Below are 19,628 nucleotides of genomic sequence, written 5' to 3'. Positions count from 1 at the left end.
CGATGCCTTCTGGGTCGGGTGGGCGGGGCCACTGACGAGCAGCGGCCAGGACCGAACTGTCAAGTGGTGGAGCCGTGTGATGATGCGCGAAGGGTGACCCGTCCTGGGTGGGGCCGGGTGCGTGAGAGGAAGCGGGGGCCCATCGTGGGCAAGGGTGGGGAGTCCATACCGGACGAAGAGTGGGAGCGCTTCCTTCGTGAAGCCGAGTCCGGGACCAAGGGTGCGCCCGAGGAACCGTCGGCGCGGGCCCGGATGGTGACGCGGCGGCTGCGGGCGGACACCGGCCGACCGGAGCCGTGGCGGAGTCACCGACCGGCCCGGCGGCAGGGAAGCAAGGTCTGGTACGCGGTCGGTCTGCTGGTTGCGGCCGCCTTGGTGGTCGTGGCGCTGGATCCAGGGCGAGTGGCTGGATGGTTCGGCGGCGGAGACGGAGGCGGCGAGAGTGCGCCGCTCGCGGCGGAGTCGCAACGTCCGGATCAACCGCCGCCAACCGAGGCGGCAGCCCAACTACCGACCATGGAGCAGCCGTTCAGGGGATCCCCCGCGGCGCGGTGGGGCGACGGTACGGCTGGGATCGGCATGCCTGAGGCTCGGGCGACCGGCTGGATGAGCAAGGGCCAGGTCGCGCGGGCGCTCGAGAGGACCCGGGGCTTCCTCGCCGCGTCCAGTCTGGATCCTGGAGTGCTGCGCGGGGAGCGGCCGAGGAAGGCGATCGCGGTGATCAATCCTCATCAGCGGGACATCCAGGACTTCCTGGCGACCGCGTTCCGCGCGCCCAGCCGGGAGAACGATCCTCTGCTGCTGTTCAGCCGGTTCGACAGGACGGAGGTCCGGCTTGTCGGGGACGTGGTCAAGACACGAGGACGGATCACGTACCGGGAAGGTGAGCGCGGTGTGGTCGAGGTGACCACCGATGTCACGTACGTGTACCCGGTCGCACCCGCCGGAGCGGGAATCAATGAAGTCGCGCGCACCATCGTGCGCCGTGAGGTCGTGATGAGCTGGGACGACCCGGCCAAGGTCGTCGTCGAGCCGGGTACGTTCTCCCTCGTCTCCTACACGATGGACACCACCAACGGCGGCTGCGACACCTTCACCGGCTACCTGACCCCCACGTTCGGCGCGGAGCGTGCGGCCACGCGCCCGGGAGACGGCCCCGAGGTCGACCCGTACGACCGGAGCACCTCGATGGAGACGCGTATGCGGGAGGCCGGCGATGCGGGGTGCGGGACCGCCACACGGTCGTGAGTGGCGGTCGGAGGGAGATCGGGGCCACCAAGAGGTCGCGCGGACAGGTGCAGTTGGGGATACCGGCAACAGAACGGGCACAGGTCTCAGTGATCACGGAGTTGCGACGCTCTGTGATCACTGGGGAGACCTGTGCCCGCGCTTCCGTCATGGCTGACCGAACCGCTCTGGAACCCCTTCGTGGTCCTGCTCCCCGAGCGGCCGGAGCACCACCCGGACCCTCCACTCCGCAAACAGGGCCTGAGACGCTCGGGCATGACGGACGGATACGGCATTCCCCCAGGTCTCGTCCTGGCCGGCGCCAACCGCCACGACTCCCCACTGCTCGCCCCGGCCCTGGACCGCCTGAACGACCTGGGTCCGCTGCCCGACGACATCACCGTCCACCCGGACGCCGGCTACGACTCCGACAAGACCCGAACCCTGCTCAACGAACGCGGTCTCCACGGCCGCGTCGCACAAGGGGGAGCTCCACTGGAGCCGCGCAGCCACCGTTCAGCGTGAGAAGGGGTATGCGACCACCACCACAGAATGTGCCGGGGCGCGGTGTGGACGAGCGTGATTTTGATGCCTTCTACACCGCGAGCGTCGGCCGGCTCGTCGGCCAGTTGTACGCGATGACAGGTGACCTGGCTGAGTCTCAGGACGTGGTGCAGGAGGCCTTCGCCCGGGCCTGGGAACGCTGGGCCGAGTTGGACCTGAACGGTGCCCCCGAAGCGTGGGTGCGCACGGTGGCCTGGCGGCTGGCGGTCAGTCGGTGGCGGCGGGCGCGCACCGCGCTGGCCTTCGCCAGGCGGCAGGGTCTGCCCGCCGCCGTACCGCCGCCGGAACCGCACCACGTGCTGCTGGTCCAGGCACTGCGGCGGATCCCCGACGCGCAGCGGCGGGCCGTGGTGCTGCATCATCTGTGTGACCTGACGGTGGAGCAGGTGGCTGCCGAGACCGGTTGCCCCGTCGGCACGGTCAAGGCGCACCTGAGCCGCGGACGGGCGGCGCTGGCACGCCTGCTGGCCGATACGGAGCTCGATGTGCGGACGACCCGGCTGCCGGAGGTGAGGCATGGCTGACAGGACAGAACGGGAGCGGTGTCTGGAGCGGAACCTGGCCGGGCTCGCCGAGTCGGGCCGGCAGCAGGTGATGCCGCTTGCCGCGCACCGAGTGCGGGCCCGTGGTGAGCAGCGCATGCGCCGCCGACGGGCGGCCGTGGCGTTCGGCGGCGCGCTGCTGGCCGCCGCTGTGGTGGTGGGCGGTCTGTCGCTGGTCCGAGCCGCCCGGGTGCCGGAGCCGGCCGCGAGCGCGCCGGCGCCGACCGTTTCGGGCTTCGTGCCGCCGTCGCCCGCACAGGGCGAGGAGTACGCCAGTGAACTGGGCTACGTGTACGGCGCGGTGGCGCAGGGCGACATGGTGCGGGTCACCGTCGAGCAGCTCCGTACCGTCCGGGGGACCGCGGTGCCCACGGGTGTGGTGCACACGCTGACCCTGCCGCGGTGGACGCTGGTGGAGGCACGGCGGCTCTCCGGCGGGTCCCCCGCGGATATGCAGCTGGACCAGTTGGTGAGCCGGCTGGCTGCCGGGCCGCGGTGGATGTTCGCGATCGACTACGACAGCGAGGGCCGGGTGCAGTCCTTGCGGGAGACCGACTGAGGCCGCCGCCGCATTCACGGCATCGAAGTGCAACCCGGAGGCGGGCCAGGGCGTAGAGCTCATGTATCCCGACTGCATCTGATCCGATGGGACCTTGCCGTGCTCACTTCTCGCCGCCGAACCGGCGCCCTTTCCCTGACCGCTCTCGTCTTGACCGCTCTTGCCCTGACCGCATGCACCGGCAAGGGAGGCGAAGGGCAGGCGGACGCCCCTGCCCCGGCAACACCGGTGACGGCTTCAGCGCCGGCGTCCGGACAGGCCACCGCGACGACCCCGCCCACCGCGACGGTCCCGGCTACTGCGACGACCCCGCCCACCGCGACGACCGCGCCCGCCGCGCCCGGCGACGGCACCGCCCCGGCCGGCACCACGCGCTGGGCCGGTACCAAGCAGTTCATGCAGATACGCGAGGGCTGGATCAGCGGCGGACGGACCTATCTGTCCGTGCGGACGGCCCGGAAGGTGGCCGTCACGGGCCCGCACGAGGCGTGGCTGATCATCCCCGGTGAAGGGCCCTACACCACGGTGCTCATGGCCACAGACGCCCGGGTACTGCTCTCGGTCCCGCTGGGCGACAACTCCCTCGCCCACCCCTACTCCCAGGCCGAGTTCGTCAACCGGCTGATGGCCGAGCCGAGCTCCTCCCGCTCGAGGCTGGGGTACGACCTCAGCTTCGACGGGAAGGGCCGGGTGACCAGGTTGCAGTCGCTGTACACCTCCTAGGAAGAGGGACATCAGGAACCACAGGGTCCACGGCAGTTGGACGACGTACACGACGCACCCGTTGCCCGGCCAGTGCTCGCGCCATGATGCTGCCGACGGTGTGCAGAATCACGATCAACGTGGCGGAGAGGAACCGGGTGTTGTCCCACCACGGAGTCCTGGCCCGGTCCGTCCCGCCAGGGCGGTCGGTGGAGACGGCGGTGGCAGGTCTCGGGAGTGGTTCGTCCCTCGCGACGGTGGGCTCATGGCAGCGGCTCGGCAGGGGAACGGGCCGCCGTACCGGTGCTCGACTTGACGGGGCGGGGCACACCGTGACGATCTCCGAGAAGGGCTTCGTTGCCGGTTCTGGTTCATACGGCGAACTTCACATGTACGTCGGGAGCCCCGACGAACCTCCCGGCGGCGTCCCTGCCGCACTGCCGTCCCGCTCGTAGAGCTCCGGGGAGTGCGGCAGCCCGAAGTGGGCGTCGAGCGCGTCGCCTTCCTCGGAGATGTCCACCCCGGCGGTCGCGCTCAGTCGCCGCTGCCGTACGGGCGGGTGAGGATCTCCATCGCGTGGCCCACCGGGTCCTGGAAGTACAGGCCGCGGCCGCCGTCGCGGTGGTTGATCTCGCCGGGGTGTTCCAGGTGCGGGTCGGCGTAGTACGTCACGTGGGCCTGCAGGATTCGGTCGAACGCCGCGTCGAAGTCCTCGTCGGAGACGAGGAAGGCGTAGTGCTGGGAGGCGATCGGTCCCTCCGGGTCGGCCATGTAGTCGAGGGTGACGCCGTTGCCGGTGGCGACGGGAACGAACGGGCCCCAGGGCGCGCCGACCTCCAGGCCCAGGATGCCCGCGAGGAACTCGGCGGACTCCTGCTTGTTCCGGGCGTGGACGATGGTGTGGTTCAGCTCCACGTTCATGGTGTGCCTCCCTGCGGCACCTCTCGCCGGCGCCTCCGTGCCCCACCAAACCGATGTCCGGCACGCGGTGCCGTAATTCCGACCCTAGCCGGGGCGGTCCGCGGACGGTAGCCGGATCCGTGTCACCCGAGTCGTCACCCGATCCGTCACCCGATCCGTGGGCGGACGGGAACACGACGCGACCAGTCGTAACCCCCGCGCTTCCACAGGGTCACTGGTCCCAGAGTCGCCGCAATCCGTTCTCCAGCAGCGCGAACGCCTGTTCCGCGTCCGCCATCGCGCCCGCGTGGCGCGCGTCGGCCGGTTCTCCGTGGGCCAGGCGGGAGGCATTGTCCTGAGCCAGCAGGCCCTGGACCGCGACGATCTGGGTGGCGGCCAACCTCGCCGAGAGTTCGGGGGTGTCCGCCGTTTCCTCCAGCGCCCGGGCCAGTGCGCGTTCGGCGCCGGTGTGGAACTGATCCATCCGGGCCACCAGTGAGGGCGCGTCCAGGATCATGCGGGTGACGCGCAGGACCTGGGGATGGTCGTTGAGTCCGGTGATCGGGTCCCGGTCGTGCAGCCCCTTGAGGAAGTGCTCGCGCAGTGCGGTCAGCGGGGCGGTGCGGGGTGGGCGGGCCCGTACGACGCGTGCGGCCTCGGTCTCGTGGTCGGCGAGGCGGTGCACCACGAGGTCTTCCTTGGTGGGGAAGTAGGCGAAGAGCGTGCGTTTGGAGACCTCGGCCGCCTCGGCCACCTGAGCCACCGAGACCTGGTTGAAGCCGTGTTCGAGGAACAGCGCGATCGCCGCGTCGGAGATCGCCGCGCGGGTCCGTTGCTTCTTCCGTTCGCGTAGTCCTGGCTTGCCGTCCACGGCGCCCATCCTAGCCGCTCACTCCCCCGAGGATATTTCTGCACCTGGTATACATTTACTCCGAGGGAAGGAATGGGAGGAACAAGAGTGTTGGACGAGATCGAGACCGAGATCGAGACCGAGACCGAGGTCGTCGTCGTGGGCGCCGGTCCGACCGGGCTGACGCTGGCGTGCGAACTGACGCTGGCGGGGGTCGAGACCCTGGTCCTGGAGAAGCTGCTCCGGCGTGGCGAGCACATCAAGGGCGGCGGGATCCAGCCCCGTACCGCCGAGTTGCTGGAGTCGCGCGGGCTGCTGGAACCGTTGCTGCACAGGGCCGCGTCCCGTGAGCCGGTCGGCGGGCACTTCGCCGCCCTGCCCGTGCCCCTGGACTGCACCCCCTGGCAGACCAGGCACCCTTTTCCGCTCGCGGTTCCCCAGTGGGAGGTCGAGGAGGTCCTCGAAGAGCGGGCGCTCGCTGCCGGTGCGCGGGTTCTGCGCGGCACCGCCGTCTCAGGGGTCGAGCCGGGCGACGACGGGGTGGTGGTGACGGCGGACGGTCTGCGGGTGCGGGCACGCTACCTGGCGGCGTGCGACGGCGGGCACAGTACGGTGCGAAAACTGCTGGGACTGCCGTTTCCCGGTAGGCCCGGGACCCACCAGGCGGTGCTGGCCGACATCCGTCTGTCCGCCGTGTCGTCGCTGGTGCCGCGGCAGATCGGGCATATCAGCACCATGACCCGAAGCGCGGGGGGTTACTGGGCCATGCTGGTCCCTCTCGGCGGCGACCGGTACGGGTTGACCTTCGGGCGCACGAACCAGTCGAGCGCCGACGCGGACGTCGACGGCGACACCCCCGTCACCCACGAGGCGATCGCCACCGCGCTCCAGGCCGTGTACGGGCAGGAGACCGTCCTCGGCGCCGTGGACAACTCCTCGCGGTTCAGCGACGCCACCCGGCAACTGGAGCAGTACCGGTCGGGGCGCGTCCTGTTCGCGGGCGACGCGGCGCACATCCACCCGCCGCTCGGCGGTCAGGGTCTCAACCTCGGTGTCCAGGACGCGTTCAACCTCGGCTGGAAACTGGCCGCGACCGTCCAGGGCCGGGCACCGAGCGGCCTCCTGGACAGCTACCACACCGAACGGCACCCCGTCGGAGCCCAGGTCCTGCACCACACGTCGGCGCAGCGCGTCCTGGCGGATCCGAAGCCGAGCGAGGACGTGGCCGCCCTGCGCGACATCTTCGTCGACCTGCTGCGCCTGCCCGACACCAACCGTCACCTCGCGGGGCTGATGTCCGGCCTCTCGCTGCGCTACCCGCTGTCCGGCGATCATCCGCTCACCGGACAGCGTGTGCCGGATGCCGACCTGGTCACCGAAGCGGGCCCCACCCGGCTGTCGGCGCTGTGCGCGTCGGGGCACGCCGTCCTGCTCGACCTGGCCGGAGCCGTCCCTGCAGGCCTCCGGCTCCCGCCACGAGTCGACCTCGTCCGCGCCTCATGCGCCGACGATCTGGGCGCCGCCGCCCTGCTCATCCGTCCCGACGGCTACGTCTGCTGGGCCACGGACAGCTCCGCAGACCACGGCGACGCACTGCTCGCAGCCATCGCCGGCGGCCTGGCGAAGAGCTAGTGCGGTGACCGGAAAGGTTCACCGGCTCGCGACGCCCGGCACGGCACTCCCCCAGCCTTCGGCCGGGGGTACCCCCACGCCGCGTTGTCGCATCACCCGAGTACATCCAGTACGCGGGCAATGCTCCGCCTCGCGAGGCTCCCCCACCGCCTGAAGGGCGTGGGAGGTGCCCCCAGCACCGGACGCCGCGGGCTTCCCGGCACACCTTTCCGACCACAGCGCTAGAGGAGCCCCAGGTCGCCCAGTTCCTTGTGCAGGTCGGCTCGCGGGTTGTCGGCTCGCACCGGGAGGTCGCCGCGGGTGGTTGGTGTCCCGGTGCCGCCGTCGGGGCGGCCGGCTCCGGTGGGCCGTGCGCGCCGGTCCCGGAAGAGCCAGGCCCCGGCCAGGCCACCGATCAGGCCTCCGAGGTGTCCGAGCCAACTCACCCCCGGTGTCCCGGGAACGGCGACGGTGAGCATGTAGGCGAAGGAGGCCGCCATGACGATGCCGATCAGCGTGTCGATCAGGTGCCGGTCGAAGAGGCCGCGGACCACGACGTAGCCGAAGTAGCCGAAGATCAGGCCGCTGGCGCCCACGGTCTCCACGCCGCCCCGTTCGAAGAACCAGACGGTGAGTCCGCTCGTCACCGCGACGAGCAGGCTCAGTCCCAGGAAGCGGGCCACGCCCCGGTAGGCGGCGAGGAAGCCGAAGATGAACAGCGGGCCGGAGTTGCTTTCGATGTGCTCCCAACTCCAGTGCAGGAAAGGCGCGGTGAGGATGTCGGGCAGCGTGCCGAGGTCGCCGGACGCCACCCCGAACTGCCGTGAGAGGGCGTAACCGTCGGTGTAGTTGGCCAGTTGCACCAGCCAGACCACCGCGAGGAACCCGAACATCGTGAAGAACGCCTTCCGCGCCTCCGCGATCATCTGCTCCGCACCCATCGGCCCGGGCCGCGCCCCTGCCCGTTCCTGATTCGCCCTGCCCATGGCACGCTCCCCTCCCCCTGCGGATCCGTGTCCGCGTCACCAGGGACTTCCAGTATTCCCGGCGGCGGGGGTGCGCGGGGAGGGGGAGAACATGTGCGCGGGAAGCGGCACGGGGTCGTCCGCCGAGGGCTACTCCGCCCCGGAGGGGACGACCGTCCTCGGGTGCTCGGCGGCCGGGACACCGCCGGATGTTCCCTCCTCGCTCAGGCCGATCCGTGCGTGCAGCCTGCGCAGCGGCCCGGGCACCCACCAGACGGCCCGGCCGGTCAGCCGCGTCACCGCGGGAACGAGCAGGCTGCGGACCACCATCGCGTCCATGATGTGCTGCTGGACGGTACGGGACTCGGCGCTCGCGGGCAGCTGCCGGTCATCGGCGTTGCCGAACTTCACGCTCAGGAACGGCAGACCGAGGAGGACCAGCCCGGCGGTCGCGGCGATCGCGAAGACCGGGGCCCGCCGCATCACCAGCCGTGCGGCCCTGGCCCACCCGTCCTTCGTGCCGCCGCTCCCCGGGCGGTGGCGTCGCAGGGCGCGTCGGAGGTCCCAGGCGTTGATCCGCTCCCCGAGCAGCACCAGCGCGGTGCTGGAGGCACACGGCCAGGTCTTCACCGACGCCAACGTGTCCCTGCCGCTGGACGGGATGCTGGACGCGATCCTCGATCCGCTCATCGAGTTCAACCTCAGGAATCCGGCGTTCCTCGCCCTGATCCACGGCCCCGACGCGCCGGGAGAGATCGCGTCGGACAAGGAGGTCCTCCACGCGATCCTGCAACGGCAGGTCGAGGAGACCGTCGCGCTCCGCGCCCCCGGCCTGCCCCACGACGCATGTGTGCGCGTCGCGACCACGGCCTTCGCCGTCTTCCGGGCGGGGCTCTGCCTGGCGACGCAGCCCCAGGAGCCCGAAAGGGCCGCCTACACGGTCGAGGTGAAGGCGGCCCTGGCCCGGTACCTGGCCCCGGTGATCGGCACGGAGGCCCGCGCGGTACGTCGCTGAGACAGCGGCGCGGGCGCTGAAACACCGGCGCGGGCGCTGAAACACCGGCGCGGGCGCTGAAACAGCGGCGCGGGCGCTGAAACAGCGGCGCGGGCGTCAGCGCAGCGGGTCGAACGGGGCCAGGTGCGCGGGGCGTTCGCCGGTGACGATCGCCTCGGCGAGGAGCCGTCCGGTGGCCGGGCCGAGGGTGATGCCCCACATCCCGTGGCCGCCCGCGGCGAAGACCCGGGGGGAGCGAGTGGCACCGATCAGGGGCAGGCCGTCGGTGGTGCACGGGCGGGAGCCGACCCACTCGTCCCGGCGGGCGTCCAGGTCGGCGCCGCGCAGCAGCGGGCGTGCGGCCTCGGCGATGGCGTGGACGCGGCGGGTGTCCAGGGGCGCCTCCGGCTTGCGGAACTCCATCATTCCGGCGACCCGCAGACGGTCGCCGAGGGGCGTGCAGGCGACGCGCTGGGCGGGGAAGTAGACGGGACCGGACGGCACGTGCTCGACCGGGACGCTGAAGCTGTAGCCGCGGCCGGCCTGCACGAGGGAGCGCACGCCGAACTTCCGGGCGAGGCGGCCGAGCCAGGCGCCCGTGGCCAGGACCACCGCGTCGAAGCGCTCGCCGTCTCCGCCGCCGCCGACGACCGTGACACCGGCCGTCTCGTCCCGCACCTCGGTCACCTCCGTGCCCTCGTGGATCACCCCGCCCCGGGCACGGACCGCGTCGGCCAAGGCGTGCACGTAGTGTCCCGGGTCGATGTAGCGCTGACCGTGCAGCCGGATCGCCGCGCCGATCTCGTCCGACAGGGACGGCTCGACCCCCCGGGCCTCGTTCCCGTCGAGGACGTCGAACTCCATGGTCTGGCCCGCGGAGTGGATCTGCTCCAGCTCCTCCAGCAGGACCTTGCGCTCCGCGGCCGTGCGGTAGGCGGCGATGAAGGACTTGGCCTCCGGCGTCCGCGCCTCGACACCGCCCTCGGCCAGCGTGTCGAAGCTCGGCAGCGCCAGGCTGTTGATGGGTACGAGGGCACGCATCGACCGCAGCCACTGGGACGCGGTGCTGTTGCGGGCGAACCCCGTCAGGAACCTGAGCAGCTTCGGGTCGGCGCTCGGCGGGACGTAGACCGGGGAGGACGGGCTGAGTACCGCGCGCACCCCGTAGGTGAGGACCGCCGGCTCGGGCAGCGGCGTCGCCAGGCCGGGGGTGAGCCATCCGGCGTTGCCCCAGGACGATCCGGCGGCGACCCCCTCGCGGTCGTACACGGTGACGTCGACGCCCCGCTCCTGGAGGAACCAGGCGGTGGACAGTCCGACCATGCCCGCGCCGACGACGGCGACACGGCTGGGGGCGGAGGGCGCGGGCGAGGGAGGGCGGGCGGCCATGCGGAACCTCTTCATCCGGAGCGGTGTCCGGGGTGGTGGCGCCTCCGGACGCCTCCGATGGTGATGCCGGTGGGCTCCGTTGTCTTTGTGGCCGGCGGACAATGAGGGTGGTGCCGATGATGCGGTGAGCACTATCCGCGTGGGACACAATGGGGCTCATGAGCAGTCCCCGATGCCGCGCTGCGGGGTGCCGGCCGTGATCACCGTGTCCGACCTCGTGGATTCCCTGGGGGCCGGGCTTCTGCGTACGGTCGTCCCGGCCGGGAACGCCGAGGTGCACGACGTCGCCCTGGCCGAGCCCGGTGACACCGCGGGCCAGCCGGGCGAACTCGTCCTGGGGGTGGGGGTGACCGACCGGTCCGGAGCCCTCGCCCTGCTGGAACGGACCGCCGCGGCAGGAGCCGCGGGCCTCGTGCTCAAGCGCCCCGCCGCGCGCGACCAGCAGGTGGCCCGCGCGGCCCGGAGACTGGCGGGCCCCGCACTGGTGGAACTGCGACCGCACACCTCGTGGGCACACGTCGTCTGGCTGCTGCGCGGTGTCATCGACCGGGCCTCCGCGCCCGCCACCGGCGCGCTCGGCACGCCCGGTCCGCACAGCGACCTGTTCGCCCTGGCCGACGCGGCGGCCGAGATCATCGACGCACCCGTGACGGTGGAGGACGCGCAGTCCCGCGTCCTCGCCTACTCCTCGCGGCAGGACAGCACCGACCCGGCACGGGTCTCCACCATCGTGGGGCGGCGCGTCCCCGCGGAAACCCTGACGCACTTCCGGGCGAGCGGCGTCTTCCGCCGGCTGGCACGCTCCAGCGACCCGATCTGGACCCCCGCCGGTCCCGACGGCATCCTGCCCCGGCTGATCATCCCCGTGCGGGCCGGCGGCGAGTGGCTCGGCTCGATCTGGGCCGTGGTCAAGTCGCCGGTTCCCCCGGAACGCATCCGCGAGCTCGGCGACGTGGCCTCCGTCCTGGCCCTGCATCTGCTGCGGCTGCGCGCCGAGGCCGGCATCGCACGGCGGGTGTCGGCCGGGCAGCTGCGGGCCGCCCTGCGCGAAGGCGCCGTCCCGGACCAAGGACCGGGAGCGCCCGCCGCGCTGCCGGCCGGCCCCTGGCGGGTGGTGGCCTTCGGGTCGTCGCCCGGCGGGACGGAGGACGTCCGCAGGCAGCTGGACCTGTGGGAGTCGGTCGCGCACCGGTTCGGCTGGCACCAGCCGCTGCTCGCCGACCTCGACGGGCTGCTGTTCGGCGTGGTCACCGACCGGGGGCGGGGCGGGCGGCGGGGCGCGCCCGGTGCTCGGGCCGACGCCGGCACCGTCGACTGGCTCCGTCACGTGCTCACCGAAACACGCGCGCACGACCCCGGCCTGTACGCCGTGGCGGGCTGCCCCGCCCGCTCCCCCGACGAGCTGCCGCGCTCCACGGCCGAAGCCGTGGAACTCCACCGGCTGTTCGGCGCCGGACGGCTCCCCCTCGCCCCTCTCGCCCGAGGGAGGGGGATCGTGCTGATGGAGGACGCCTGGGACGCCGTCGTCGTGGAGCGCGCCAGGGCCGCCGTCGGGACCGACACGTGGCGGCTCGGCGGGCCGCTCGCCGCGCTGCGCGCACACGACGAGGAGCACGGCACTCCGTACCTCACCACCCTCGCGGCCTGGCTCGACCACTTCGGCGACCCGCAGAGCGCCGCACGGCACCTGCGGGTCCATCCCAATACGTTGCGCTACCGGCTGCGCAAGCTCGAAGAGGCGGTCCCGCTCGACCTCTCCTCACCCCGCCTGCGGCTGGCTCTGCGGCTCCAGCTCATGGCGATGGGCGAGAACCCCGCGCACGGCGAGCAGCCAGGGCCGAACGATCCGCCACCGAGGTGACCTCCGGCTCTCAGCCTCTCGCCGCTCCCTCCCCGGACGCTGCCCGGCGGGGTGCCGGGCTGTCCAGATGGACCACCACGGTCCGGTGGAAGCGGTGCACGGCGTCGTCGACGCTGCGGATGAAGCCGGACGGGGCGTTGGCCGGACGACCCGGTTCACGGCCTGGCGGCGGGGAACACGGAGAAGGTTTCGGCCGGAGCGGCCGCCGGTCACCAGTCACCGGTCACCGGTCTCGGACCTTTACCGGCCTGGGCCGTCCGACAATCCGCGGAGGAACCCGATGTGCCGTCTGTTCGGACTCAGCAGCGCGCCGCGACGCACCCACGCCACCTTCTGGCTCCTGGAGGCCCCTGACAGTCTCAGCCGGCAGAGTCACCGCGATCCGGACGGCACCGGGCTGGGGTACTTCGACGCGGACGGCACCCCGCGGGTCGACAAGGCGCCGATCGCCGCCTACCGGGACCGCGCGTTCGCCGAGGACGCCCGGCAGGTGGAGTCCACCACCTTCCTCGCCCATGTGCGGTTCGCCTCGACCGGCAGCCTGGACGCCCGCAACACGCACCCCTTCGAACAGGAAGGTCGGCTGTTCGCGCACAACGGTGTCGTCGAGGGCCTCGACGCGCTCGACGACCACCTGGGCGAGGACCGGTCACTGGTCAGGGGCGACACCGACTCGGAGCGGTTCTTCGCTCTCGTCACCCGGGAGACCCGCGCGCACGGCGACGACGTCACCACCGGCATCGCGCGGGCCGCGCGCTGGATCGCCGAGCACCTGCCCCTCTACGCCCTCAACCTGGTCCTCGTCACCCCCGACCAGCTGTGGGCGCTGCGTTACCCCGGCACCCACGAGTTGTACGTCCTCGAACGCGCGGCGGGCGGTCAGTACGGCACCCGGCACCTCGACCACAGCGGCAGTCACGGGCGGATGCGCGTCCACTCCGAGGCCCTGGCCGGGCATCCGGCCGTCGTCGTCGCCAGCGAGCGCATGGACGACCACCCCGGCTGGCGCCTGCTGGAAGCGGGCGAGCTGCTCCACGTCGGCGCCGACCTGCGCACCGCCCGCCACCTCGTCCTGACCGAGCCGCCGGCACACCCGCTCACCCTCGACGACCTGCGCCCCGACGCCGCCGCCTCGCAGAAGGCCGCCTAGGCCCCTCTCCTGAGCGCGTTCCTACGACGTGCTCCGGGCCTCCACGAACCGGCGCTGCACGTCCAGCACCAGGCTCCGGAGGCGTCCGGGTCGCACACCCTCGTAGTCCATCCACGCATCGAGGCGGGGGCGCAAATACCACACCATGAACAGTCCGTGGCGGCGCAGCGCCGAGCGATTGATCGAGATCTCCGCCTGCACCTCTCGCCGGAGATCGTCGGTCCAGCCCTGCGCGCGGTCCGACTCCTCCAGAGGAGCCCTGAGAGCGGCGACCGCCTCGTCGAGGGCCACGAGCAAGGTGGCGTCGGGATCCGCCATCGTCACGTCAACTCCCTTTGGCGAGGGCGTGATTGCCCCAACTGATCCATCTCACAGGCCGGTTGACGCCCTGCTGTGACACTGCTGTGACGGGCGGAGTGGCCCGCCTCACAGCCGGAGTGATCCAGGGCCTGGTGGGGTGGTCGGAACACGTCGTCGGGTACGTGTCGCGCGTCGTCGGACAGGTGCGGCGCCCCTCGTGCAAGGAGGTGCAGGGCATGCTGCTCGTGGGTATCGCCGTCTTCCTCATCTGTGCCGTCGGTGCGCTGATCGCGCTGGCCGGGACGCTCGTGGTGGCGCTGCCGGGGCGGCCCCTGCCGTGGCCGGTGCACCTGATGCGCCGCGCCGCGCTGGCGGCCGGCCTCGCGGCCGCGGCCGTCTATTCACTGGGGTTCTTCGCCGTCGCGGTGTCCGAGCACGAGTTCGGCGACGGCGCGGACTCGATACCGGCTCCGGCCTGTCGCGACGGTTTCGGCAGCGAGGTCCGCCGGCACCTCACCCACCATCAGTCCTCCTATCTGCCGCTGCGTTTCGACTGCTTCCTCGACGACGGCACCTTCTATCCGAGCAACCCCGACTACGGCTGGATGAACTGGGCGAGCCTGTCCCTCGCGCTGTCCGGTGTGCTGCTCGCCGTCGGCGCGCGCTGTGCGGCCGATTTCCGGCGGGCCGCGGCATGACGCTGCTCGTGGTCTTCGTGGTGCTTGTGACAGGTCCGGCGATGGTTCCGGGCGCGAGCGTGGCGGGGCCCGGGAGTCGTATCCAGCTCCCGGGCCCCTGGGGATGCCACCCAGTTCGCACGCCGGTGGTGCTCAAGAGTGCGGATCAGTCGTCAGGCCGTCGTGTTCTTCCTTTGAACTACCGCACCGTGTGAGAGGTGCAGGCGAGAGTCGAACTCGCATCCGGCGGCGGTCGTCCGTACTCGGTCGTCCGGCGATCGGTGGCGAATGCTGAAGCTGGAGCGAGAGTCTGAGATTGATCGCGGCTTCCCGGAGGAAACCGGCTGATTCAGGCTGAGCCTCAGTTTCAGCTTGCGCCCAGGGCGCGAACCGGTCCTCAATCCGGCCCGCGCCGCTCGCGCACCCCCGCGCTCGCACGCGGGGGCGATCAGGGGGCTGCCCTGGTCCGGCCTCAGCCGAACAGGTAGCCGAACACCGCGTCGCCGACCCGCCGGTCGGCGACCTCGGCGCCATTGGCCTCCTCGCGGGCGAACTTCACCGCCTGCTGGAGCTTCTCCACCCGCTCCAGCAGTTCGTTCACCCGCCGCGCGGGGAAGGCTCCGGAGAACTTCACCGTGGTCCAGTAACCGATCGGCACGTCCTCGTAGTACACCTCGACCTGGGCCGGGTGCTTTTCGGTCGCCTCCGCCTTGACGTGGTTGCGCGGGACCTTCTTCGTGCGGATCGTGCGCACCGGGTCCGTCTTCCACCAGTCCGTCGACGGGTCCAGCGACCACGACTCGGCCGCGTCCAGGACGGGGAGCTTCTTGACGAAGGAGTGCAGGTCCGTGAGCTGCTTCTCCAGGAACAGCAGGTAGGAGACGGGGACTTCGGCGAGGATCGTCCGGCCGTCGACCGTGACGTCCGCGCAAGCCGTGCGGTTGGCCCAGTCCTTCGTCGCGGTCACGTCGAACAGGCGCGTCAGCGACCCCGACATCTCGCGCAGGATCTCCTCGGCCTTGACCTGCACCCGCGTCGACTCGGGCGGCAGCTGCTCGCCCTCCTCGTCCTTCGGCTGGTACGTGCGCGAGATTCCGGCGAGCAGAGCGGGCTTCTGCACCTTGTGGTGAGCCGCGTTGACGTCCTGGAGCGACTTGCTCTTGACGCCCTTCTCCACGGCGATGATCTGGTTGAGCTTCGTCACATCTCCCCCTTCGAGCAGCAGCAACATAACCCGGCGGGGGTTCGGGGTTCGCGCGCTTTTTCGCCCGCCGCGCGGGCCGGGCACCGCCGGTCGACGTGCCGCGCGTCACACACCGTCATCCTGGCGGCGGGCGTGACCTGCCGCACACCACCACCGGACACTCCGCCCAACTCACGGTGACGGGACGGGCCTCGTGCGGCGGGAGCCGGGCAAGGCCCGTCCTCACGCGGTGCGCTTGCGGGAGGCCGTCTTCTTCGCCGGGGTCTTCTTCGCCGTGCTCTTGGCGGTCGACGCGGTCTTCTTCGCGGACCGCGACGACTGCGCCGCCTTGGACGTGGACTTCTTCGCGGCGGCCGTCGTCTTCTTCGCCGCGGTCTTCTTCGCCGCGGGAGCCGGCTTCCCGGCGGTGGTCCTCTTGGCCGCGGCGCCGGCCCGCTTGCCACGCGGGAGATGCCTGACCTCGGCCTCCTCGGCCTCCTCCGCCGGCTCCCCGGCCGCCTCCTCCTCCACTTCCTCGCCCCTGGACCGCTTGGCCGCACGCACGCTCTTCTCCAGGGCGGCCATCAGGTCGAGGACCTTCCCGCCGGGGGCGGGCTCGGGGGCCTCGGGGGGCGCCTCGCCCGCGGCCTTGGCGGCGATGACCTCCTCCAGCGCCTCGCGGTACTCGTCGTGGAGGTCCTGGATGTCGACCTCGCCCAGGGTGTCCATGAGGGCGTCGGCGAGGTCCAGTTCCTTGTCGCGGACGGTGACGTCGACGTCCGGGGCCACGCCCTGGGGGGCGCGGATCTCGTCGGGCCAGAGCAGGCCGTGCATGGCGATGACGTCGTCGACCACGCGGAGCATGCCCAGGCGCTCGCGGCCGCGCAGGGCGAACTTCGCGATCGCCACCTTCTGGCTGCGCTTGAGGGCCTCGCGCAGCAGGGTGTACGGCTTGGCGGCGGGGGCGCCGCTCGCGGCCAGGTAGTACGCGTTCTCCATCTGGAGGGGGTCGATCCGTTCGGCCGGGACGAAGGCCACGATGTCGATCGTCTTCGCGGTGGGCAGCGGCAGGTGGGCCAGGTCCTCGTCGGTGATCGGGATGATGCTGCCGTCCGCGTCCTCGTAGGCCTTGCCGATCTCCGCCTGGGTGACCTCGCGATCCTCCAGTTCGCACACCTTGCGGTAGCGGATGCGGCCGCCGTCCTCGGTGTGGATCTGACGGAAGGAGATGGTGTGGCTCTCGGTCGCGTTCACGAGCTTGATCGGGATGCTGACCAGGCCGAACGAGATGGCGCCGTTCCAAATGGATCGCACGTGCAGAACCTTCCGGATGGATCAGTACGAACTGCGTGACCTGTCTGAGCTGCCTGTTCCGCCTGGTCTGTTTCTCATGATTCAAGCAGTTTCCATGGTTTTCTTATCGTATGGCGCCGATCACGGAGGTGGAGGGGCGACGGCTCGCGCTCAGCAACCTGGACAAGGTGCTGTATCCCGCGAGCGGGTTCACCAAGGGGGAGGTGCTGCACTACTACGCGACGGTCGCCGACGCGCTGCTGCCCCATCTGCGGGACCGGCCGGTGTCCTTCCTGCGGTACCCGGACGGGCCGGACGGGCAGGTGTTCTTCGCCAAGAACGTGCCGCCGGGTACGCCCGAGTGGGTGACGACGGCCGAGGTGCCGAGATCGGCGGGGGCGGCCCGGATGGTCCTCGTGCAGGATCTGCCGAGTCTGATGTGGGCGGCCAACCTGGTGACCGAGTTCCACACCCCGCAGTGGCTGGCCGAGGCACCCGAGGAGGCCGACCGGCTGGTGTTCGACCTGGACCCCGGGGCGCCGGCGAGTGTCGTGGACTGCTGCCGGGTGGCGTTGTGGCTGCGGGAGCGGCTGGCCGAGGACGGGATCGAGGCGCACGCGAAGACGTCCGGATCGAAGGGGCTGCATCTGCTGGCCGCGGTACGGGGGGCTTCGAGCGCGCGGACGTCCGAGTACGCGAAGGGGCTCGCCGTGGAGGCGGAGCGTGCCATGCCCGATCTGGTGCTGCACCGGATGACGCGGAGTCTGCGCCCGGGGAAGGTGTTCGTCGACTGGAGTCAGAACGCGGCGCGGAAGACCACGGCGGCGCCCTACACGCTGCGGGCCCGCCGGGAGCCGGCGGTCTCGGCGCCGGTCACGTGGGAGGAGGTGGCGGAGTGCCGGGCGCCGGGGCGGCTGGAGTTCCGGGCGCGCGACATCGTGCCCCGTCTGCGGGACCACGGTGACCTGCTGGCCCCCCTGCTGGACCCTGGGCGCGCGGCCGCGCTGCCGTGAGACGAAACCGCCGTCCGGTCACACCACTCGGGCGGCACCCGGCCGTCTGGTCACACCCGCTGGGGCGGCACCCGGCCGTCCGGTCACAACACTCGGGCGGCACCCGGCCCTCCGGCCACACCACTCGGGCGGCACCCGGCCGTCCGGTCACACCACTCGGGCGGCACCCGGCCGTCCGGTCACACCGCTCGGGGGAACCAGGTCATCCGGTCACACCCGCTCGGCCCGGCCGCCGGGTCACACCCGCTCGGCCCGGCCGCCGGGTCACACCCGCTCCCACGTCCTGCGGTCCCTCGCCATCGCGTGGAGTGCTTCCACGTCCGCCGGTTTCAGCAGGGCGCCCAGGCGGGTCAGGTTCCCCAGGTCGGCGGGTTCCAGGACGCGTACGCCCCTGGGCCGGGCGGTGACGCGGAGGGCGGCCGGGTCCGTCAGGACCAGGAGGGGGCGCACCTCGGCCGTCAGGGCGTAGGAGGCCCGGTCGGCCCGGCCGCGGAGGTCGCGCAGGAGGGGGGCGGGGTCGTGCCGGCCGAGGGCGACCATCGGGTCGTCGATGCGGACGCGCTGCTTGCGGGCGTACAGGGCGTGGACGGCGAAGAGGCCGCCGGGGCCGATGACCAGGTGGTGGATGCGGTCGCCGCCGGGCAGCGGGACGGAGTGGAGGGCGTGCCAGCCGGCGCCGTCGAGGTGGTCCAGGGCCTCGCCCACCGTCTGCTCGGCGGTCAGGGCGCGGCGGCGCGGGTCCGGGCGGATGCGGTGAGCGGGGGCGGGCTCGCGGTCCAGCGCGATCAGCAGCGCCTCGCCGGGGCGGTTGGGGGCCAGGTCGTCGTCCGGGTGCAGACTCAGACGGGCGAGTTCGGCGGGGGTGGGCACAGGGGGCGGGCCCACCGCCACCGGGCCGGTGAGGAAGGGGCCCAGGGCCTGGAGCACGTCCTCCTGCTCACCCTCGCTGAGGAGGTTGACCCGGGCGGCCTCACGGTCGTACCAGGCGATGTTCCTGCCGTCGGGCCGGCAGACGTACAGCCGTTCCTGTCCGTGGCGCCAGGTCGGTATGACGCGCAGTCCGCGGTGTCCGCTCATGCACCATCACCCCCACGACCATGGGAACAGGCGGGGTGCTCCCGGGGCAAGAACTTGGCTACCTTGAGAGAGCCTGCCGTCGGACGCCCGACGCCGCCAGGCGGGCGGGAGCCCGAGGACGGGCTCCGATGGGGAGGGGGAGTTGGGGAGGCGCCGTTGCGAACCCGCAGGAAGCAGCCCGACGTACCGGCTCCGGACAGCCCGTGGAGCGAGATCGTGCCCGGCCTGTGGATGGGCGGGCACGAGTTCAGGACGCACTCCGGGCAACTGGAACTCGCCGTCGTGCGCGATGAGTTCGATCTTGTGCAGACCCTGCTCAGGCTGCCGGGACACGGGCCCGACCCGGGTGTCGAGCACCATGTGTGGCCGATACCCGACGGGCCGCTGGACGGGACGCAGCTCACCGGGGTGATGCGGCTGGCCCGGGCCGCCTGTGACGCGGTGGACCAGGACCGCCGGGTCCTCGTGCGCTGCTACTCCGGTTACAACCGCTCGGGGCTGGTGATCGCGCACGCGCTGGTCCGCCAGGGACGCTCCGCCGAGGAGGCGATCCGGCTGATCCGTGCCCGCCGCTCCCCCTGGGCGCTGCACAACGATCTGTTCGTCGACTATCTGCGGACGGGCCTGTCGACGGCACGACTGCTGGAGGAACTGGCCGAGTAACCGTTTCACCGAAGATGCGCTCCGACCGGCGGCCGCCCGCGGCCCCCCAGGGGAAACGAAAGCCCGTGAGCAAAAGGGACTTCCATACGAAACGAATAGGGTGTACGA

20 protein-coding genes and 2 pseudogenes are annotated in these 19,628 nt (G+C 71.8%); 12 read left to right on the top strand and 10 right to left on the bottom strand.

Features of this window, described 5'->3' with window-relative positions; all coding sequences use genetic code 11:
* The first annotated feature begins 144 nt into the window (after positions 1–144).
* The 5 genes and pseudogenes from ACIQMV_RS06600 to ACIQMV_RS06580 all read left to right on the top strand — a co-directional run bounded on the left by ACIQMV_RS06600 (position 145) and on the right by ACIQMV_RS06580 (position 3,615).
* Entirely contained in the window at positions 145–1,248 is a 1,104-nt protein-coding gene (locus ACIQMV_RS06600; RefSeq protein WP_402591607.1) for a hypothetical protein, read from the top strand.
* A 231-nt stretch (positions 1,249–1,479) separates the two neighbouring features.
* A pseudogene (locus tag ACIQMV_RS06595) lies at positions 1,480–1,728 on the top strand (IS5/IS1182 family transposase); the annotation flags it as partial.
* Positions 1,729–1,760: 32 nt separating this feature from the next.
* Positions 1,761–2,315: a SigE family RNA polymerase sigma factor gene (locus ACIQMV_RS06590; protein ID WP_402591605.1), complete on the top strand. Its 555-nt coding sequence runs from the start codon at positions 1,761–1,763 to the stop codon at positions 2,313–2,315.
* Positions 2,308–2,892, top strand: a complete 585-nt coding sequence (locus ACIQMV_RS06585) for a hypothetical protein (protein ID WP_402591603.1) — start codon at positions 2,308–2,310, stop codon at positions 2,890–2,892. The genes ACIQMV_RS06590 and ACIQMV_RS06585 overlap by 8 nt, the downstream gene beginning before the upstream one ends.
* 228 nt (positions 2,893–3,120) lie before the next feature.
* Positions 3,121–3,615: a hypothetical protein gene (locus tag ACIQMV_RS06580; protein ID WP_402591601.1), complete on the top strand. Its 495-nt coding sequence runs from the start codon at positions 3,121–3,123 to the stop codon at positions 3,613–3,615.
* A 364-nt stretch (positions 3,616–3,979) separates the two neighbouring features.
* On the opposite strand, the gene ACIQMV_RS06575 is transcribed toward ACIQMV_RS06580, so the two are convergent.
* The 3 genes from ACIQMV_RS06575 to ACIQMV_RS06565 all read right to left on the bottom strand — a co-directional run bounded on the left by ACIQMV_RS06575 (position 3,980) and on the right by ACIQMV_RS06565 (position 5,374).
* Positions 3,980–4,114: a hypothetical protein gene (locus tag ACIQMV_RS06575; RefSeq protein WP_402591599.1), complete on the bottom strand. Its 135-nt coding sequence runs from the start codon at positions 4,112–4,114 to the stop codon at positions 3,980–3,982.
* Positions 4,115–4,128: 14 nt separating this feature from the next.
* The gene (locus ACIQMV_RS06570; protein ID WP_141358388.1) at positions 4,129–4,515 is read right to left on the bottom strand and encodes a VOC family protein; all 387 of its coding nucleotides are present in this window, start codon (positions 4,513–4,515) and stop codon (positions 4,129–4,131) included.
* Between the two features lie 211 nt (positions 4,516–4,726).
* Positions 4,727–5,374: a TetR/AcrR family transcriptional regulator gene (locus ACIQMV_RS06565; RefSeq protein ID WP_402591597.1), complete on the bottom strand. Its 648-nt coding sequence runs from the start codon at positions 5,372–5,374 to the stop codon at positions 4,727–4,729.
* Between the two features lie 81 nt (positions 5,375–5,455).
* On the opposite strand from ACIQMV_RS06565, the gene ACIQMV_RS06560 reads away from it, so the two are divergent.
* Positions 5,456–6,976 carry an FAD-dependent monooxygenase gene (locus ACIQMV_RS06560; RefSeq protein ID WP_402591595.1) on the top strand — a complete coding sequence of 507 codons (1,521 nt, stop codon included), beginning with the start codon at positions 5,456–5,458 and terminating at the stop codon, positions 6,974–6,976.
* A gap of 221 nt (positions 6,977–7,197) precedes the next feature.
* On the opposite strand, the gene ACIQMV_RS06555 is transcribed toward ACIQMV_RS06560, so the two are convergent.
* Positions 7,198–7,941, bottom strand: a complete 744-nt coding sequence (locus ACIQMV_RS06555) for a rhomboid family intramembrane serine protease (protein ID WP_402591593.1) — start codon at positions 7,939–7,941, stop codon at positions 7,198–7,200.
* 129 nt (positions 7,942–8,070) lie between these two features.
* Positions 8,071–8,520: pseudogene (locus ACIQMV_RS06550) on the bottom strand (hypothetical protein); the annotation flags it as partial.
* Between the two features lies 1 nt (position 8,521).
* Here ACIQMV_RS06550 and ACIQMV_RS06545 point away from each other — a divergent pair.
* Complete coding sequence (locus tag ACIQMV_RS06545) at positions 8,522–8,935, top strand: hypothetical protein (RefSeq protein WP_402591591.1); 414 nt, start codon at positions 8,522–8,524, stop codon at positions 8,933–8,935.
* A gap of 96 nt (positions 8,936–9,031) precedes the next feature.
* Here the strand turns inward: ACIQMV_RS06545 and ACIQMV_RS06540 are convergent, their stop codons facing one another.
* Positions 9,032–10,303 carry an NAD(P)/FAD-dependent oxidoreductase gene (locus tag ACIQMV_RS06540; RefSeq protein ID WP_402591589.1) on the bottom strand — a complete coding sequence of 424 codons (1,272 nt, stop codon included), beginning with the start codon at positions 10,301–10,303 and terminating at the stop codon, positions 9,032–9,034.
* Between the two features lie 196 nt (positions 10,304–10,499).
* On the opposite strand from ACIQMV_RS06540, the gene ACIQMV_RS06535 reads away from it, so the two are divergent.
* Together ACIQMV_RS06535 and ACIQMV_RS06530 are read left to right on the top strand one after the other, a co-directional pair.
* A complete protein-coding gene (locus tag ACIQMV_RS06535; protein ID WP_402591587.1) occupies positions 10,500–12,164 on the top strand; it encodes a PucR family transcriptional regulator in 1,665 nt (554 codons plus the stop codon).
* A 280-nt stretch (positions 12,165–12,444) separates the two neighbouring features.
* Positions 12,445–13,314: a class II glutamine amidotransferase gene (locus ACIQMV_RS06530; protein ID WP_402591586.1), complete on the top strand. Its 870-nt coding sequence runs from the start codon at positions 12,445–12,447 to the stop codon at positions 13,312–13,314.
* 21 nt (positions 13,315–13,335) lie between these two features.
* Here the strand turns inward: ACIQMV_RS06530 and ACIQMV_RS06525 are convergent, their stop codons facing one another.
* Complete coding sequence (locus ACIQMV_RS06525; RefSeq protein WP_402591585.1) at positions 13,336–13,632, bottom strand: hypothetical protein; 297 nt, start codon at positions 13,630–13,632, stop codon at positions 13,336–13,338.
* Positions 13,633–13,850: 218 nt separating this feature from the next.
* Here ACIQMV_RS06525 and ACIQMV_RS06520 point away from each other — a divergent pair, with 218 nt between their 5' ends.
* Positions 13,851–14,312: a hypothetical protein gene (locus tag ACIQMV_RS06520; RefSeq protein WP_402591584.1), complete on the top strand. Its 462-nt coding sequence runs from the start codon at positions 13,851–13,853 to the stop codon at positions 14,310–14,312.
* A 451-nt stretch (positions 14,313–14,763) separates the two neighbouring features.
* Here the strand turns inward: ACIQMV_RS06520 and ACIQMV_RS06515 are convergent, their stop codons facing one another.
* Both ACIQMV_RS06515 and ACIQMV_RS06510 read right to left on the bottom strand, forming a co-directional pair.
* Positions 14,764–15,495, bottom strand: coding sequence for a hypothetical protein (locus ACIQMV_RS06515; protein WP_141358406.1), 732 nt, complete (start codon positions 15,493–15,495; stop codon positions 14,764–14,766).
* A 222-nt stretch (positions 15,496–15,717) separates the two neighbouring features.
* Positions 15,718–16,788 (bottom strand): Ku protein, encoded by a 1,071-nt coding sequence (locus tag ACIQMV_RS06510; RefSeq protein WP_402591582.1) that lies wholly within the window; start codon positions 16,786–16,788, stop codon positions 15,718–15,720.
* Positions 16,789–16,898: 110 nt separating this feature from the next.
* On the opposite strand from ACIQMV_RS06510, the gene ligD reads away from it, so the two are divergent.
* A complete protein-coding gene (gene ligD / locus ACIQMV_RS06505; RefSeq protein WP_402591580.1) occupies positions 16,899–17,780 on the top strand; it encodes a non-homologous end-joining DNA ligase in 882 nt (293 codons plus the stop codon).
* Between the two features lie 264 nt (positions 17,781–18,044).
* Here ligD and ACIQMV_RS06500 read toward each other — a convergent pair whose 3' ends face one another.
* Positions 18,045–18,857, bottom strand: a complete 813-nt coding sequence (locus ACIQMV_RS06500; RefSeq protein WP_141358412.1) for a nuclease-related domain-containing protein — start codon at positions 18,855–18,857, stop codon at positions 18,045–18,047.
* 156 nt (positions 18,858–19,013) lie between these two features.
* On the opposite strand from ACIQMV_RS06500, the gene ACIQMV_RS06495 reads away from it, so the two are divergent.
* Positions 19,014–19,520 carry a dual specificity protein phosphatase family protein gene (locus ACIQMV_RS06495; protein ID WP_402591577.1) on the top strand — a complete coding sequence of 169 codons (507 nt, stop codon included), beginning with the start codon at positions 19,014–19,016 and terminating at the stop codon, positions 19,518–19,520.
* Positions 19,521–19,628: the final 108 nt, after the last annotated feature.

Source organism: Streptomyces sp. NPDC091412 (assembly GCF_044756885.1).
Lineage (GTDB): Bacteria > Actinomycetota > Actinomycetes > Streptomycetales > Streptomycetaceae > Streptomyces.
Note: the sequence above shows the minus strand (reverse complement) of the source record. Positions and strands in the feature narration are given on the sequence as shown.